The sequence below is a fragment of the Haloterrigena alkaliphila genome (assembly GCF_017352155.2).
Classification (GTDB): Archaea; Halobacteriota; Halobacteria; order Halobacteriales; family Natrialbaceae; genus Haloterrigena; species Haloterrigena alkaliphila.
This window is the reverse complement of record NZ_CP071462.1, coordinates 2,337,360-2,352,894: the sequence shown is the minus strand read 5'-3', so window position 1 is coordinate 2,352,894 and position 15,535 is coordinate 2,337,360. Positions and strand designations below refer to the sequence as shown.

Annotated in this window: 15 protein-coding genes; 10 read left to right on the top strand and 5 right to left on the bottom strand. The window is 67.6% G+C overall.

Features of this window, described 5'->3' with window-relative positions; all coding sequences use genetic code 11:
* Nucleotides 1-19: 19 nt before the first annotated feature.
* Nucleotides 20-3,313: a nitric-oxide reductase large subunit gene (locus J0X25_RS30310; protein ID WP_425600916.1), complete on the bottom strand. Its 3,294-nt coding sequence runs from the start codon at nucleotides 3,311-3,313 to the stop codon at nucleotides 20-22.
* A 272-nt stretch (nucleotides 3,314-3,585) separates the two neighbouring features.
* Here J0X25_RS30310 and J0X25_RS30305 point away from each other — a divergent pair, with 272 nt between their 5' ends.
* From J0X25_RS30305 to J0X25_RS30285, 5 genes are read left to right on the top strand one after another with little or no spacing between them, the layout of a single operon-like run.
* A complete protein-coding gene (locus tag J0X25_RS30305) occupies nucleotides 3,586-3,867 on the top strand; it encodes a 50S ribosomal protein L44e (RefSeq protein WP_207287639.1) in 282 nt (93 codons plus the stop codon).
* 5 nt (nucleotides 3,868-3,872) lie between these two features.
* A complete protein-coding gene (locus J0X25_RS30300) occupies nucleotides 3,873-4,046 on the top strand; it encodes a 30S ribosomal protein S27e (RefSeq protein WP_207287638.1) in 174 nt (57 codons plus the stop codon).
* A complete protein-coding gene (locus J0X25_RS30295) occupies nucleotides 4,043-4,843 on the top strand; it encodes a translation initiation factor IF-2 subunit alpha (protein ID WP_207287637.1) in 801 nt (266 codons plus the stop codon). The genes J0X25_RS30300 and J0X25_RS30295 overlap by 4 nt, the downstream gene beginning before the upstream one ends.
* Nucleotides 4,844-4,851: 8 nt before the next feature.
* Nucleotides 4,852-5,031, top strand: a complete 180-nt coding sequence (locus J0X25_RS30290) for an RNA-protein complex protein Nop10 (RefSeq protein WP_207287636.1) — start codon at nucleotides 4,852-4,854, stop codon at nucleotides 5,029-5,031.
* Between the two features lie 7 nt (nucleotides 5,032-5,038).
* Nucleotides 5,039-5,809, top strand: a complete 771-nt coding sequence (locus J0X25_RS30285; protein ID WP_207287635.1) for a proteasome assembly chaperone family protein — start codon at nucleotides 5,039-5,041, stop codon at nucleotides 5,807-5,809.
* Between the two features lie 639 nt (nucleotides 5,810-6,448).
* Here J0X25_RS30285 and J0X25_RS30280 read toward each other — a convergent pair.
* Nucleotides 6,449-7,276 (bottom strand): amidohydrolase family protein, encoded by an 828-nt coding sequence (locus J0X25_RS30280; RefSeq protein ID WP_207287634.1) that lies wholly within the window; start codon nucleotides 7,274-7,276, stop codon nucleotides 6,449-6,451.
* Between the two features lie 200 nt (nucleotides 7,277-7,476).
* Here J0X25_RS30280 and thsA point away from each other — a divergent pair, with 200 nt between their 5' ends.
* Both thsA and J0X25_RS30270 read left to right on the top strand, forming a co-directional pair.
* Nucleotides 7,477-9,021, top strand: coding sequence for a thermosome subunit alpha (gene thsA / locus J0X25_RS30275; protein ID WP_207290896.1), 1,545 nt, complete (start codon nucleotides 7,477-7,479; stop codon nucleotides 9,019-9,021).
* A gap of 97 nt (nucleotides 9,022-9,118) precedes the next feature.
* Complete coding sequence (locus tag J0X25_RS30270) at nucleotides 9,119-9,478, top strand: HalOD1 output domain-containing protein (protein ID WP_207287633.1); 360 nt, start codon at nucleotides 9,119-9,121, stop codon at nucleotides 9,476-9,478.
* Between the two features lie 155 nt (nucleotides 9,479-9,633).
* On the opposite strand, the gene J0X25_RS30265 is transcribed toward J0X25_RS30270, so the two are convergent.
* The gene (locus J0X25_RS30265; RefSeq protein WP_207287632.1) at nucleotides 9,634-10,521 is read right to left on the bottom strand and encodes an SAM hydrolase/SAM-dependent halogenase family protein; all 888 of its coding nucleotides are present in this window, start codon (nucleotides 10,519-10,521) and stop codon (nucleotides 9,634-9,636) included.
* 102 nt (nucleotides 10,522-10,623) lie between these two features.
* On the bottom strand, nucleotides 10,624-11,142 hold the full coding sequence (locus tag J0X25_RS30260) for a nicotinamide-nucleotide adenylyltransferase (RefSeq protein ID WP_207287631.1): 519 nt from the start codon (nucleotides 11,140-11,142) through the stop codon (nucleotides 10,624-10,626).
* A 292-nt stretch (nucleotides 11,143-11,434) separates the two neighbouring features.
* Between J0X25_RS30260 and lonB the strand changes: the two genes are divergently transcribed.
* From lonB to J0X25_RS30245, 3 genes are read left to right on the top strand one after another with little or no spacing between them, the layout of a single operon-like run.
* Nucleotides 11,435-13,624, top strand: a complete 2,190-nt coding sequence (lonB, locus tag J0X25_RS30255) for an ATP-dependent protease LonB (RefSeq protein ID WP_207287630.1) — start codon at nucleotides 11,435-11,437, stop codon at nucleotides 13,622-13,624.
* Nucleotides 13,625-14,644: a CPBP family intramembrane glutamic endopeptidase gene (locus J0X25_RS30250; RefSeq protein ID WP_207287629.1), complete on the top strand. Its 1,020-nt coding sequence runs from the start codon at nucleotides 13,625-13,627 to the stop codon at nucleotides 14,642-14,644. It begins immediately after the preceding gene.
* 26 nt (nucleotides 14,645-14,670) lie between these two features.
* The gene (locus J0X25_RS30245) at nucleotides 14,671-15,024 is read left to right on the top strand and encodes a hypothetical protein (RefSeq protein ID WP_207287628.1); all 354 of its coding nucleotides are present in this window, start codon (nucleotides 14,671-14,673) and stop codon (nucleotides 15,022-15,024) included.
* Between the two features lie 19 nt (nucleotides 15,025-15,043).
* Here J0X25_RS30245 and J0X25_RS30240 read toward each other — a convergent pair whose 3' ends face one another.
* On the bottom strand, nucleotides 15,044-15,514 hold the full coding sequence (locus J0X25_RS30240) for an MGMT family protein (RefSeq protein WP_207287627.1): 471 nt from the start codon (nucleotides 15,512-15,514) through the stop codon (nucleotides 15,044-15,046).
* Between the last annotated feature and the right edge of the window lie 21 nt (nucleotides 15,515-15,535).

The window sequence follows — 15,535 nt, the reverse complement described above, 5'->3', positions numbered from 1 at the left end:
AACCGGGAGCAGCGGGCCGTCAGCCGGCCGCGACTCGGTTCCGGCGCGCGGCCCAGAGGTGGCGAACCGTCGCGGCGGTAAACGCCAGCGCTCCGAGGATCATCGGCGTGTCGCCGAGGGTGCGGGCCCAGAGCAGCGTCTGGACGCGATCCCGTTCGTAGAACTCGAGGCTGCGCGCGGTCGCGTACCCCTCCTGGTAGGCGGTCTGCAACTGCAGGAAGCCGACGGGGAGCAGCGACGCGACGGTCATGACGGTGAGTCCGATGTTGGTCAGCCAGAACGCGCCGCGGAACCACGACGGATTCCACGCCGATTCGGGAGTCACGACCCGCAGGATGTAGGTTCCCAGCCCGAGCGCGAGCAGGCCGAACGCGCCGAACATCGACGTGTGGGCGTGGGCGACGGTCAGGTAGGTGCCGTGCTCGTAGTAGTTGATCAGCGGCAGGTTGACGAAGAAGCCGAGCACCCCGCCGCCGACGAAGTTCCAGACGCTCGAGCCGACGATAAAGAGCAGCGGCAGCGTGTAGGGGAACTCCTCGCCCTGGGCCCGCAGCGAGCGGTACTCGCCGAGGCTCCGGTAGAGGACGAAGACGAGCGGGACGAACTCGAGCGTCGAGAACGTCGTCCCGATGGGCACCCACTTGTCCGGCAGGCCGACCCACCAGTAGTGGTGGGAGACGCCGACGATGCCCGCCGCCATGATCGCGAACACCTCGAAGAGGATGGCCTTCTCGGCGTCGGGCTTCTCGATCAGGTCCATCGACACCAGCGCGGCGGAGATCACGGCGGTGACGAAGAACTCGAAGACGCCCTCGACCCACATGTGGACGACCCACCAGCGCCAGAACTCCGTGACCGCCATGTTCGTCTCGGGCGTGTAGAGCATGCTCGCGCCGAACATGAGCGCGATCGAACCGCCCGCGTAGGTCATGAAGTGGCCGAGCCCGGTCGACGGTTCGTCGAGTTGGCGGACGCCGCGGAGGACCAGCCCGGTCCAGGCGGCGAAGCCGGCCAGCAGCCCGAGTTTCCAGACCCGGCCGACCTCGAGGTACTCGAGGCCCTCGCTCCCGAGCCACCACCAGAGGTCGCCGTCGCTCTCGCCGCTCCCGGGCGAGCCGAACGCGCCGCGGGTGCCGAGCCAGACGCCCGCGAACGCGCCGACCGTGATGGCGACGAGCGCGCCCAGCAGCGCGGTCGCCCCCGCGGCCTGCCAGGGCGGATCGCGCTCGCTGAACAGCCCCGGCAGGAAGAGCCCGCCCGCGAGCCAGAGCGTCGTGATCCAGAGGATGCCGAGGTTGACGTGCCAGGTGCGGCCCAGCGAGAACGGCACCAGCGAGACGAGGTCGATCCCGAGGGTTTCCTCGAGGCCGTAGAAGCCGGTGCGCTCGACGTAGTAGTGGGCCAGATAGGCGCCGACGAGGGCCTGCGCGACGAACAGCGCGCCGGCGACGGGGACGTACCGCGCCGCGGCGTACTGGCTCGGCGTCACCGAGACCGAATCGGGCGAGGGGACGTCGACGAGTTCCGTCGTCGGTTCGGCGACGTCGAAGGAGTGGTAGGCCCAGACGCCGAACCCGGCGCCGGCGATGAGCAGGACGACGCTGATCGTGCTCCAGACGACGACCTGTCCGGTGGGTCGGTTCCCGGCCGCGGGCACGTACGGCCAGTCGTTCGTGTAGGAGTGGTTCGAATCGGGGCGATCGGTGTGGGCCATCCACGCCGTCCAGCACGCGAAGTCGGCGATTCGGGCGGCCGCCTCCGGCGAGTCGACGTACCCCTGCGGGATCCCGCGCTCGGGGGAACCGCCGTAGTAGCGGTCGACGTACTCGTTCCGGATCTGCCCGTGGGCGTACACTTCCGCCGCCGAGTAGCGGGCGATCGACCCCTCGGGCGCGTCGGCGTCGAATTCGTTCTCCACGCGCCGCTCGATGGCCGCCCGGTCGTCGTCCGCGAGGGAGTCGAACGAGTCGGCCCCGCGCTGGCGGGCGTAGTACTCCCGCATGTACTCGGCTTTCAGGTCGAGCGCATCGGCCGTCAGATCGACCCCGAAGTACGAGCCGTTACCCAGGACCGACCCCTGATTCATGAGGCCGTTAGCCTGGAACGCCTTCTTCCCCCGCTGGACCTGCTCGTCGGTCACGACGGTCGTCCCGTCCGGGCCGCGGATCTCGTCGGGGATCGGCGGCGCCTTCTTCCGGGAGAGCCAGGCGCCCAGCGACATCGCCGCGAGGTTGGCGACGAACAGGCCAACGAGCGCCAGCGATCCGGTCGATCTCGAGCGCAGCGCGTCGAAGCCGAGGTCGCTCTCCGCGCCCGTCTGCACCAGTAACGGCACCAGTTCGCCGAGGAGTCGGTCGATCGGCACGCCGCTGGCGCCGTCGCTCACCTGCAAGAGGCTCGTCGCCACCTCTCCGACCGCGGGATCGACGCCCTCGCCGTCCGGGAGCAGCGTCGTCGCCGCGACGGCCGCCGCGATCGCCGGGCCGAGGCGCCCCGACGGGACGCGGTTTTCTCGGCCGGCGGCGGATCCGTCGCTCGCGCACGCGGCCGCATCGAACGATCGTGTGCCCGCGGCCGCTGGACCCGACGACTTCGCGCTCGAGGGCGTCCCGCTAGAGGTGTCCAGGTCCGCCATCTCGGCCTCCAGTTCCGCCACGAGCGCCGGCAGTTCTTCGGTGAGCACGCGCTCGAGTTGATGTCCGGCGACCACGGCGTCGCGCTCGAGGACGTCCGCGAGCAGCCCGGCGATCGGTCGATCAGCCGTCTCGTCGAATCGTGTGCGGAGTCGCGAACGGGCCTCGGCGAGCGGATCGTCGCTCGAGTGGGCGGCGTCGCCGTCCGCTTCCGCAGCCGTACCTGCGGCCGAGGCCGCGCTCGAGTCGCGGTCGTTGTCGTCCGACGCGGTCGAGCGCTCGCTCAGGACCCGCTCGAGCAGTTCGGCCGCGTCCGCGTCCGCGCCGGCGGCCGACAGCCGGGTCCGGATCGCCTCGAGCGTCCGGTCGTCCAGCCGATTCTCGTCGAGGCCGTACCGCCGGAGGAAGTTCTCGAGCGCACGATCGAGGGGGTCGTTCGGACCGGAGTCGAGGGTCCCGCCACCCCCGCCGAGCGTCGATTCCTCGAGCAACGCGTCGGCGCTCCGGTCGAACGCGCGCTCGCACAGTTCGTCGACGGCCCGCTCGGTGACGGCCGTCGCCCGCTCGCTCGCCGTCTCGCAGACCTGCGCGAAGCGGTCGCCGACGGTCTCGGCACCCGACTCGAGTCGCTCGGTTACGTAGCCGGTCGGATCCCGGCGCCCATCCGTCTCTGATAACACGCTCCTGAGACCCATTTCTTTCTGTCACATCCGTTTGCAACGGTAACAGTGAGCAGATTCCGTGGTAATGGTACACACGTCAGTCGCCGGTGACTTATCACCCGGATGGTGATCGCGACTCCGCTATCAGCCGACGAAACCACGATCCCCCTATCGATCGACGAGTTCGCGACTCCGCCATCGGACGGATCGCGATCCGCCGATCGCCCGCCGGCGACGAACCAAACGGGTTTTAAACGCCCCTGCCTTAGCCCACGGCAAGTGAGATAACCATGCAGATGCCACGCCGATTCAATACGTACTGCCCGCACTGCAACGAACACCACGAACACGAAGTCGAGAAGACCCGAACCGGCCGTTCCTCGGGGATGAAGTGGGACGCTCGCCGCACCCGGCGAAACTCCTCGTCGATCGGGAACTCCGGTCGCTTCTCGAAGGTGCCCGCCGGCGAGAAGCCCACCAAGAAGACCGACCTCAAGTACCGCTGCAGCGAGTGCGGCAAGGCCCACCTCCGCGAAGGGTGGCGCGCCGGCCGACTCGAGTTCCAGGAGTGATACCGATGGCAGGAAATTTCTACAGCGTTCGATGCAGTGACTGCGAGAACGAACAGACCGTCTTCGGCAAGGCCTCCACGGAGGTCGCCTGTGCCGTCTGTGGCACGACGCTGGCGCGACCGACCGGCGGCAAAGCCGAGATCGAACACGAGATCCTCGAAACAGTCGAGTCACGATGAAGTACAGCGGCTGGCCCGACCCCGGCGAACTCGTCGTCGGCAAGATCGACGAGATCGAGGACTTCGGCGTCTTCGTCGATCTCGAGGAGTACCAGGACAAGCGCGGCCTGATCCACATCTCCGAGGTCGCCTCGGGGTGGATCAAGAACGTCCGCGATCACGTCCGCGAGGGTCAGATCGCCGTCTGCAAGGTCCTCGAAATCGACGAGGGCTCCCAGCAGATCGACCTCTCGCTGAAGGACGTCAACGATCACCAGCGATCCGACAAGATCCAGGAGTGGAAGAACGAGCAGAAAGCCGACAACTGGATGGGGATCGCGCTCGGCGACGATGTCGACGACGAAACCTACACCGCGGTCGCCAACGAACTGATCGGCGTCCACGGCAGCCTCTACGACGGCTTCAAGCAGGCCGCGATCCACGGCGAGGAGGCCCTCGAGGACACCGATCTCTCCGACGACGAGGTCGAGTCGATCGTCGAGACGGCCCGCGAGAACGTCTCGGTGCCGTACGTCAACGTCACCGGCTACGTCGACCTCGAGAACCCCTCGCCCAGCGGCGTCGACGGCATCCGCGAGGCCCTCGAGGCCGCCGAAGGCAACGGCGAGGTGCCCGACGAAGTCGACCTCGAGGTCAGCTACGTCGGCGCGCCCGAGTATCGCATCGAGGTGCAGGCGCCCAACTACAAGACCGCCGAATCCCAGCTCGAGGACAGCGCCCAGCGCGCGGTCCGAGCGATCGAATCCGAAGGCGGTTCGGGCGAATACCACCGCGAGCGACGGACCGACGACGAGTAACGCACCGCATGAAGTCGGATATCCGGATGTGTTCGGCGTGGCGCGACGCACACGACCGCCCGGTGTACACCCTTTCTGACAGCTGTCCGGACTGCGGCGCCGACGCCGTCAACAGCGCTCCAGCGCCGTTCAACCCCGGCGATCCGCACGGCGAGTACCGACGCGCTCTTAAACGTCGCAACCGCTGAGTACGGTATGGACGAACTCGAGATCGACGCAGTCGCCGAGGTCGAACTGGACGACCCCGTTCTCGTCGAGGGGTTGCCCGGCGTCGGCCACGTCGGGAGCCTCGCCGTCGAGCACCTGCTCGAGGAACTCGAGGGCGACAGCACGCTCGTCCGGCGGGTCTACTCCCAGGAGTTCCCGCCGCAGGTGAGCGTCGAGGACGGCGTCGCGGAACTGACCTGCGCCGAGATCCACGCCGTCTCCGTGCCCGACGGCCGCGATCTGTTGTTGCTGACCGGCGATCACCAGGCCCAGACCAACGACGGCCACTACGTGCTGACCGACGCCTTCCTCGACATCGCCGAGGAGTTCGGCGCCGAGGAGGTCTACGCGCTGGGCGGCGTCCCGACCGGCGAACTCATCGACGAGTACGCCGTCGTCGGGGCCGTCAGCGACGAGTCGCTGCTCGAGGCCCTCGAGGACGCCGGCGTCGAGTTCCGCGAGGACGAACCCGCCGGCGGCATCGTCGGCGTCTCGGGGCTGTTACTGGGGCTGGGTCAACGGCGCAGCTTCGACGCGGCCTGCCTGATGGGCGAGACCAGCGGCTACCTCGTCGACCCCAAGAGCGCCCGCGCGGTGCTCGAGGTGCTCGAGGAGACCCTCGGGTTCGACCTCGAGTACGAGTCGCTGGACGAACGAGCCGACGAGATGGAAGAGGTCATCGGCAAGATCCAGGAGATGGAACAGCAACAGCAGCAACAGCAGATGCCGACGGACGACGACCTGCGGTACATCGGCTAGATCGACTTTTTTGAGGAATTTCCGGGAGCACGACCCGCTCGAACAGCGGCGTCGCTGAGGCGGCGTCTGGAGTAGAGTTATGAACTGATGCTTGGGGCGCCGTAGCGGGTGAAGCGAAGCGTCCTCGAGCGAAATGGTGGGCAAGCGAAGCGTCCTGCTATCGTGGCAACAGGGAGTCGCCACGCCCTCCCCAGCCGATTCGCTCAGTCACTTCGTTCCCTCGCTCATCCCTCGCGCAGTTTCGTCGGAGGCCCTCACTATCGCTCGGTCCTCCGACAGCGCGCGCCACCGCACGCCGGGTGGTCGGGTGGAGCGTCCTCGAGCGCGACCGAACCGAGGGAGTCCGCGACGAACGGGATGGCCGAGCACACGGATTCGCGACGACCCTGTCTCGTCGATGACTCGAGTATCCCTCCCGGGTGATCACTGTCCGGTGCTCGTCGCTCCGGGCCGAAACAGGGCGCAGTTCGGACACCAGATAGAGCCGTCCAGTCGACGCTTTTGCTTGCCGTTACAGTCGGGACAGCGCTCGTCCGCGTACTCCGCCATGGGGTATCGAAGAGAACTTCGCGCGCTGTGGCATGGGCCTTTCGGCGGTTGCGGTCGTGACGAACGGTCGCGGTCCCTCGAGCGAGACGGCTACGTGTCCGCGTTCGGCCCGAGCGCGTCGATCACGCGGCAGGCGTTTTTCGAGAACACCCGCCACAGCTTGTCCTCCGAGACGTCGAGCGTCAGGATCTCCATGACGGCGACGTCGGGGTGGCAGGCCGGCGCGCCGCTGCCGAACAGGACCCGGTCGGGGTGCTCGAGCAGCGCGCGCTCGAGGAGGTCGCGGTACCGGACGAAACTCGTCTCGAGGTAGCAGTCGTCGAACTCCGCGAGGAGGTCGATCGTCTCGCCCATGAGCGACCGGTCGAGGGGATGGCCGCCGAAGTGGGCGACGATCACGGGAAACGATCGCTCGAGCAGCGTGTTCGCGAGGGCCCCCGGGGTGGCGTCGGTGCCCCCGCGGACGATCACGGGGAGGTCGACGGCCTCGAGGGCCGCGAGGACGTCCGCGTCGGGGTAGCCGTCGGTTCCGGGATCGATGACGAAGCCGTGGAACCGGGCGTCGTAGGCGTAGCGCTCGACGTCCGCGGGGGTCGTGTGGTGGTCCTCGCGGCTCCTGACGGCGTTTCGGAGCCGGTCGGTCGCACTCTCGCTGGGCCGCTGCGAGCCGTTGATCCGCGCGAAGGCGACGAACGGGCGGTCGACGCTGCGGCGGGCGACGCCGTTGTTCGGCGCGAGGTAGCCCCGCTCGGGACCCGCGGGCGGGAAGACGACCGAGCGCGTGATCCCCGCCTGGTGCATCTCCCGCTCGAGCCGGTCCGCGGTGATCGAGTGGCCGCCGGTGCGTCTCGTCCCCTCGTCGACCGACAGCCGCGAGTAGACGTCGACGACGCGAAACCGGTGTTCCAGCTCGAGCATTCCTGCCGGCTCTTTCCGTCGGAGCCATATTTTGCTACCGGCCCCGCGAGCGCCGTGTGTGGTGGTCACTGACAAGCGGTGGCCGGGGGCAATCGCCAGACGGAGCGGCGGCGGGAGGGAAATGTTTATATAGAAGTGCTGACGACATAGGTAGTGAGGATTCAACGATGGCACAACAGCGACGCATGGGTGGGCAGCCCATGTTTATCATGAGCGAGGATAGTCAGCGAACACAGGGGCGTGACGCCCAGTCGTCCAACATTATGGCCGGGAAGGCGGTCGCCGAGGCCGTACGGACGACGCTCGGCCCCCGCGGGATGGACAAGATGCTCGTCGACTCCGGCGGCGAGGTCGTCATTACCAACGACGGGGCGACGATTCTCAACGAGATGGACATCGAGCACCCCGCGGCCCAGATGATCGTCGAGGTCGCCGACTCCCAGGAGGAGGAGGTCGGCGACGGGACGACGACCGCGGCCGTCATCGCCGGCAACCTGCTCGGCGAGGCCGAAGACCTCATCGAACAGGACGTCCACGCGACGACGATCGTCGAGGGCTACCACGAGGCGTCCGAGATCGCCCTCGAGGCCATCGAGGAGCAGATCAGCGAGGAGGCCGTCGACGACGACGTGCTCAAGCAGGTCGCCGAATCGAGCATGACCGGCAAGGGCACCGGCGGTCTCACCGCCGAGTCGCTGGCCGAGACGGTCGTCGAAGCGATCCGGCACGTCGAACTCGAGGGCGGCGTCGCGCGCGACAACGTCACCGTCCACACCCAGATCGGCGCCTCTTCGAACGCGACGGAGCTCGTCCCCGGCATCGTCATCGACGAGGAGCCCGCCCACGAGGGCATGCCCACGGACGTCGAGGACGCCTCGATCGCGGTGCTGGACGTCGAACTCGGCGTCCGAACCGGCGAGATCGACGCCGAGTACGCCATCGACTCGATCGACCAGCTCAACACCGCACTCGACGCCGAGGAGAGCGAGGTCCGCGGCTACGCCGAGACGGTCGCCGACAGCGGCGCGGACGTCGTCTTCACCACCGAGGACGTCGACGACCGCGTAAGTAACTTCCTCGCCAACGAGGGCATCCTCGTCTTCGAGAACGTCGGTAGCAGCGACGCCAAGGACATCGTCTCCGCGACCGGCGCCACCCGCGTCGGCGCTCTCGACGATCTCGAGGAATCGGACTTCGGCGCGGCCGACCGGGTCCGCACCGACTCCTTCGGCGACGACGAACTCGCGTTCGTCGAGGGCGGCGCGGCCGCCGAGACGGTCACCGTCTTCGTCCGCGGCGGCACCGAACACGTCGTCGACGAACTCGAGCGCGCCATCGGCGACGCCTTAGACGTCGTGGCGACCGCCCTCGCATCGGGCGAGGTCGTCCCCGGCGCCGGCGCGACCGAGATCGCCATCGCGGACAAGATCCGCGAGGAGGCCGCCGGCATCGAGGGTCGCAAGCAACTCGCCGTCAACGCCTTCGCCGACGCGCTGGACGTCGTCCCGCGCACGCTGGCCGCCAACACCGGCCAGGACCCCATCGACGCGCTCGTGGACCTTCGTGCCGCCCACGAGTCCGAGGGTCGCGCCGGGCTGATCACCAGCGGCGAGGAGGTCACCATCGCCGATCCCTTCGAGTACGGCGTCATCGACCCCGCCGACGTCAAGCGTGAGGCCGTCGAGAGCGCCACCGAGGCCGCGACGATGATCGCCCGCATCGACGACGTCATCGCCGCCGAGTAACGCCGACGTCCCTCGATTTTTACCCATTCATAACCGTTCGAGACTGTCGTCTGGCCATTATTGTTAAGTGTTAACATACGGTAGTCAGTGTCGTATCATGTCCGAAGCCGCTCGCGACGAGCTGGTGCCGATTTCCGACGTCGGCACGCGCCCAGTTTACCACGACGAGGCCCGAGGAACGTACCACGCCAGGTACGAGACCACCGACTACGAGCCGGTGACGGCGCTGATCGAGGCCGTCTCGTCGGTCCTCGGTGTTGACCCCGACACGCTCGAGAGACCCGCGGAGCGGATCGATCCGGACGCGCTGAACGCCATCGCCGTCCACTGGTCCGAACGCGAGACGCGACGGGGAGCAGTCACGTTCCTCTACGCCGACTGCACCGTGACGATGCGCGCCGACGGGGAAATCGTCGTCGACCCCGACGTCCCCGTCGAATCGTCGACCGGGAGGTGACCGTCTCCGGAGACGCTGTTTTCTCAGTTCGTTCTCGTTGACCGCGGTCGCGTGCCGAGGGAGCCGTCAGTGAAAAGTGAGCCGTCAGCACAACAGTGAGTCGCCAGTACAGCGCCCGGTATCCCTCTCCGGGACCCGTCATCGGTACATCCTGCTCACTCGGAGACGCCCTCGAGGACCACCCGATCCCCCGCCTCGAGGCCGAAGGCCTCGTCGCCCCGTCCCCGGTTGACGTCGAGTTCGACGTAGCCGTGGCTGCCGACGGTCGCGAGGCGCTCGCCGACCGGGACCGCGGCGAACGTCTCGCCGACGGGCACCGTTTCGCCGTTCACAACGATCCGTTCGCGACCCGCCAGAACGTCGCCGGGCACGTTCGTGATCACGTTCCCGAAGCCGTCGACGACCAGCACCTCGCCCGCCGCGCGGTCGTCCTCGACGGTGGCCTCGGGGAGGTGGCAGTCGACGGGGTCTGCCTCCAGCGGCGCGAGCCACTCGAGGTCGCCGAGCGAGTCGAGTCCGGCCTCGTGGACCTCGCCGGCGGCGGGTGCGAAGACGTCCCGGCCGTGGAACGTAGCGCTGGCCGGACCGTGCCGGGCGTCGCCGTCGCCGCCGCCGTGGCGAGCGTCGCTGCCGTCGGCGTCGGCTCCCGAGAGCGCCGTCGCGCTCGGCCCGGTCTCGCCACCGGCCGGCTCGACCGGCTCGAGGCGGCGCTCGTCGATCACGTACGTCTCGAGGGCGGCGTCGCCGGCGAGTCGGCGCGCGGGCGGGAGCAAGACGCCGTTGTCGGGCCCGACAAGCGCGTGCTCGCCTGCACGGACGACCAGCGCATCGCGGTCGGTGCCGACGCCGGGGTCGATCACGACGAGGTGAGTCGCCGGCGGAAAGTAGGGTAACACCTCGCGGAGCCAGAAGGCGCCGGCGCGAACGTCCTGCCGGGGGAAATCGTGGGCGACGTCGATCAGTCTGGCGGCAGTTCGCCGGCAGAGCACACCCTTCATCGCCGCGGGGTACGGCGTCCCGAAGTCCGACGCGAGCGTAATCATGGGGGCGATACGGACCGACCGGTGAAAATCGACACGACTCGCCTCGAGTGACCGGGCACGACGGTCGCCGGACGATCGCCGTCGGCCGACGATCGGCCGCCGTCAGGCGCCGTTGGAATCCGAGCCGCTGATCATCTGGATGCGTTCGATGCCGCCGATTTCCTCGACGACCTCGACGACCGCCCCGGGGACGAGCGTCTCCCAGTCGCCGCCCGTTATCATCCGCTCGCGGACCTCGCTGCCCTCGAGCACCTCGCGGTTGAACATCGGCGACTGGCGAATTTCGATGTCGTCCTCCCGAAAGAGTTGAATGACGAGCGGGTTGTTCGAGTAAGCGACGTCGAAATCGGGACTCATGCTCTGGACGTGGCTCACCCAGACGGAATTGCGCTCTAAGTCCTCGATCGGGACGGCGTAGGTGACGAGGTCGTAGTCGACGAGCGACTTCGTGATCATCATGATGCGCTCGCCCGCCGTGAACGGGTTCCGAACGGTGTGCGAGTCGTCTGCGCTCCCGATCCCCAGAACGAGTTCGTCGACGTCCTCGGCGATCTGCTCGACCATGCTGAGGTGGCCGTTGTGAAAGGGCTGGAACCGGCCGATGTAGAACCCCCGGGTCATGCCGGAAACTGTTCGGGGAGCGGGCTTAAGCGTGGCGAGTTCGGGGGCCCCTCGAGCGGCGAAAACTGGAGAACCGTTGCCCCGATTCGGCTCACCGGCTGCCGCCGCGAGGACGCCCGGATCTCGACGCGCACCAGCCGACCGGGCCATCGCTGCAGACGGTCGGTGAGCCGAATCGCTGATCGGAGGTCTCGGGCGCTGTACGCCCCGGTTTCACCCCCTGTCACCATCCTCCGCATGGAGAAAGTATATCAGTGGCAATCCCTTCGAATCAGGTACTGAACAGAGTTCTATGAGCAAGGATACGAACGTTGACGATCCTCCCGAAGACGCTTCCGACGACGGGCCTGACAACGAGCAGGCGCGACAGCCTCGAGACGGGGCGTCGGAGTCGAAGCGCCAGGGAGAACGGTCGCCGCTCGAGGAGGACGGTGACCGGGGCGACGTCGACGACGGTGACGAGTTCGACGATCCGATCGACGAGTTCGAGCCGGATTCGACCGAGGACGACGACATCGAGACCGTCGACGACCTCGGGAGCTCCGTCGAAGTCGATCCGGGCGTCGAAGTAGACGAGGAGATCGCCGAGGACGATCTGCTCGGCGGCCTCAAGATCGACTCCACCGAGGACATCGAGGTCCCGGATCGGCTCGTCGACCAGGTCATCGGTCAGGACGAGGCCCGAGACATCATCATCAAGGCGGCCAAGCAGCGCCGGCACGTCATGATGATCGGCTCGCCGGGGACCGGGAAGTCGATGCTGGCGAAGGCGATGAGCCAGCTGCTTCCCCAGGAGGATCTCCAGGACGTCTTAGTCTACCACAACCCGGACGACGGCAACGAGCCGAAGGTCCGCACCGTCCCCGCCGGCAAGGGCGAACAGATCATCGACGCCCACAAGGAAGAGGCCCGCAAGCGCAACCAGATGCGGTCGATCCTGATGTGGATCATCATCGCGATAATCATCGGCTACGCGATTCTCAGCCCCGCCAGCATTCTGCTCGGCATCCTCGCGGCGGGGATCGTCTGGCTGATCTTCCGCTACACGAACCGCGGGAGCGACGCGATGGTGCCCAACATGATCGTCAACAACGGCGACAAGCGCACCGCGCCGTTCGAGGACGCAACCGGCGCCCACGCCGGCGCGCTGCTGGGCGACGTCCGCCACGATCCCTTCCAGTCCGGCGGGATGGAGACCCCGAGCCACGACCGCGTGGAACCGGGCTCGATCCACCAGGCCAACAAGGGCGTGCTGTTCGTCGACGAGATCAACACCCTCGACGTCCGCACCCAGCAGAAGCTGATGACCGCGATCCAGGAGGGCGAGTTCTCGATCACGGGCCAGTCCGAGCGCTCCTCGGGCGCGATGGTCCAGACCGAGCCCGTCCCCTGTGACTTCATCATGATCGCGGCCGGGAACCTGGACGCGATGGAGAACATGCACCCCGCGCTCCGGAACCGTATCAAGGGATACGGCTACGAGGTGTACATGGAGGACACCATCGAGGACACCCCCGAGATGCGGCGCAAGTACGCGCGCTTCATCGCCCAGGAGGTCGAACGCGACGGCCGCCTCCCCCACTTCACTGCCGACGCCGTCGAGGAACTCATCCTCGAGGCCAAGCGGCGCTCGGGCCGGAAGAACCACCTGACGCTGCACTTCCGCACCCTCGGCGGGCTCGTCCGCGTCGCGGGCGACATCGCCCGCTCGGAGGATCGGGAGTTCACCACCCGCGAGGACGTCCTGCAGGCCAAGGGCCGCTCGCGCTCGATCGAGCAACAGCTCGCCGACGACTACATCGAGCGCCGGAAGGACTACGAACTGCAGGTCGCCGAAGGTGGCGTCGAGGGCCGAGTCAACGGCCTCGCCGTCATGGGCGAGGACTCCGGGATCATGCTCCCCGTCATGGCCGAGATCGCCCCCGCCCAGGGAGGCGGGCAAGTGATCGCTACCGGTCAGCTCAAGGAGATGGCCGAGGAGTCCGTCCAGAACGTCTCGGCGATCATCAAGAAGTTCTCCGACGTGGACCTCTCGGAGAAGGACATCCACATCCAGTTCGTCCAGACCGGTCAGCAGGGCGTCGACGGCGACTCCGCCTCCATCACGGTGGCGACGGCCGTCATCTCCGCCCTCGAGGACATCCCGGTCGACCAGACCGTCGCCATGACCGGCTCCCTCTCGGTGCGGGGCGACGTGCTCCCGGTCGGCGGCGTCACGCACAAGATCGAGGCGGCCGCGAAGGCCGGCTGCAAGAAGGTCATCATCCCTGCCGCCAACGAGCAGGATGTGATGATCGAAGAGGAGTACGAGGAGATGGTCGAGATCATCCCGTGTTCAAACATCAGCGAAGTCCTCGACGTCGCCCTGATGGGCGAACCGAAGAAGGACTCGCTCGTCGATCGACTCAAGTCGATCACCGGCTCGGCGTTCGATCAGGGCACCGTCGGCTCCGCCGGCGGCTCGAACCCGAGTCCCCAATAGATGGCCCAGTGGGCGACGTTCGCCGGCGTAACGGGCGTCGTCCTCGTGTTGCTGCTCGTTCTTTCCCACCTGACACAGACCGCGTTCTCCGATCCGCCGGACCCGTCCGAGCGTGAGCGCGGGCGCAACGCCGACGGCGACTCGTTCTCGAGTGTGTCGGCCGACGAGGCGTCTCCGCGTGCGGATTCGCCGTCCGATATCGATACGGACCGGCAGCCTCGAGGCGACGCGGACGCCTCGGCGTCGAAATCGGCCCTCGAGACCGACGTCGACCTCGAGACCGACATCGACCACGAGAACGACGCGGATCCAGCGCGCGAACGAGAGGTCGCGGTCGATGCCAGCGGCCCGCTCGATCGGAGGCCGGAACCCGAACGTCCGAACGGCCGAACCGGACGTATCGACCCGCAATCGCTGTCGGTCGGCGAACTGCTGGCCAACGTCGCGCTCTCGCAGGGGCTGTTCGCGAGCGTCCTCCTCGGCGCGGTCGTCTACACGGGGATCCCGGCCGACGCGCTGGGGCTCGAGTTCTCCCGATCGTTCCTCCGAGAGGGGTTCGTCTTGGGGACGGCGTACGGCCTCGTGCTTTACGTCGCCAACGAGATCGCGGCGGCGGTCGCGACCCGGTTCGGGTTCGACCACGAGGAGGACCTCCGGGAACTGCTGGCGCCGGAGACGCTGCGTGGGTGGCTCGTGCTGTTGCTGGTCGTCCTGCCGATCATCGCGGTTTTCGAGGAGTTGCTGTTCCGGGCGGCGCTGATCGGCGCCGTCGCGACCGGCTTCGGCGTCTCGCCGTGGCTGCTGGCCGTCGTCTCGTCGGTCGCCTTCGCCGTCGGCCACGGAATGCAGGGCTCGGTCGGCGTCGTCGTCACCGGCGTCCTCGGCTTCGTCCTCGCGGCGATTTTCGTCGTCACCGGGAGTCTTCTCGTGGTGATCGTCGCCCACTACCTGGTCAACGCCCTCGAGTTCGTCGTCCACGAGGGCCTCGAGTTCGACTGGGCGGACTCCCTCGAAAACTAAAGGGTCTGGCGCAGAATACCGTGCGTATGAGTACCACCGACGACGTTCCCGCGTCGATCCACCGAGCGATATTCCTCGCCGTCGTCCTCTATTTCGTCCTGTTACTCTACGGGCGGGTCGCGGGCGAACCGCTGGCGACGTACGCCGCCGAGTTCGTCTTCGGCGTCATCGCGGTCGGCGTCGGGACGATCCTCGCCCTGCAGGTCCGCGGCGGTCGCGGGCCGCAGGTGCTACTGGGTGCCGCTGCCTGCCTCGTCGTCGGCGGCGCCCTCCAGTTCGCGGCCCTGTTCACTCGCATTCCGACCCTCGAGCAGGGCTCCTCGCTGCTCGTCTTCCTCGGAATCGGGCTGTACCTCTACGCGGTCTGGAACACCGACTGAGAAGCGGAAGCGCGGCGTCCTACAGTTCCTCGAGCGAGCGCAGTTTCTGTTCGACCGGTGGCGGCGCGGCGCTGGGCCCGTCGCGGACCCGGTGGTCGGGGATCAGGATCGGCGCGGGGTTCTCGTCGAGGGCCGTTCTGACGAGGATGATGTCGTCCTCGTCCTCGTGATCGAGGTCGGGAGTCATCCGGGCGAGCGTCTCGACGCTGACCTGATCGCCGTAGGGGATCTCCCGGACCGACTCCAGCACCGCGCGCTGGTCGGTCGGCACCGTCAGGGCGACCTGCACGTCGTCGAAGGTGACCTCCTCGAGCCCCTCGAGGTACTCGAAGATGCGGTCGAGCACGGGATGATCCGCCTCGGCGTCGTCGTCAGCGATCTCGGGAAACGTGACGCTCAGGACGCGCCCGCTGGCGGCCCCGAGTTCGACGTATCGATCGAGGTACGACGATTCCCGCGCGTAGATTCCGGCGTCCGTGACGTCCTCCATACGGAGTCGTAGGCGATAGGG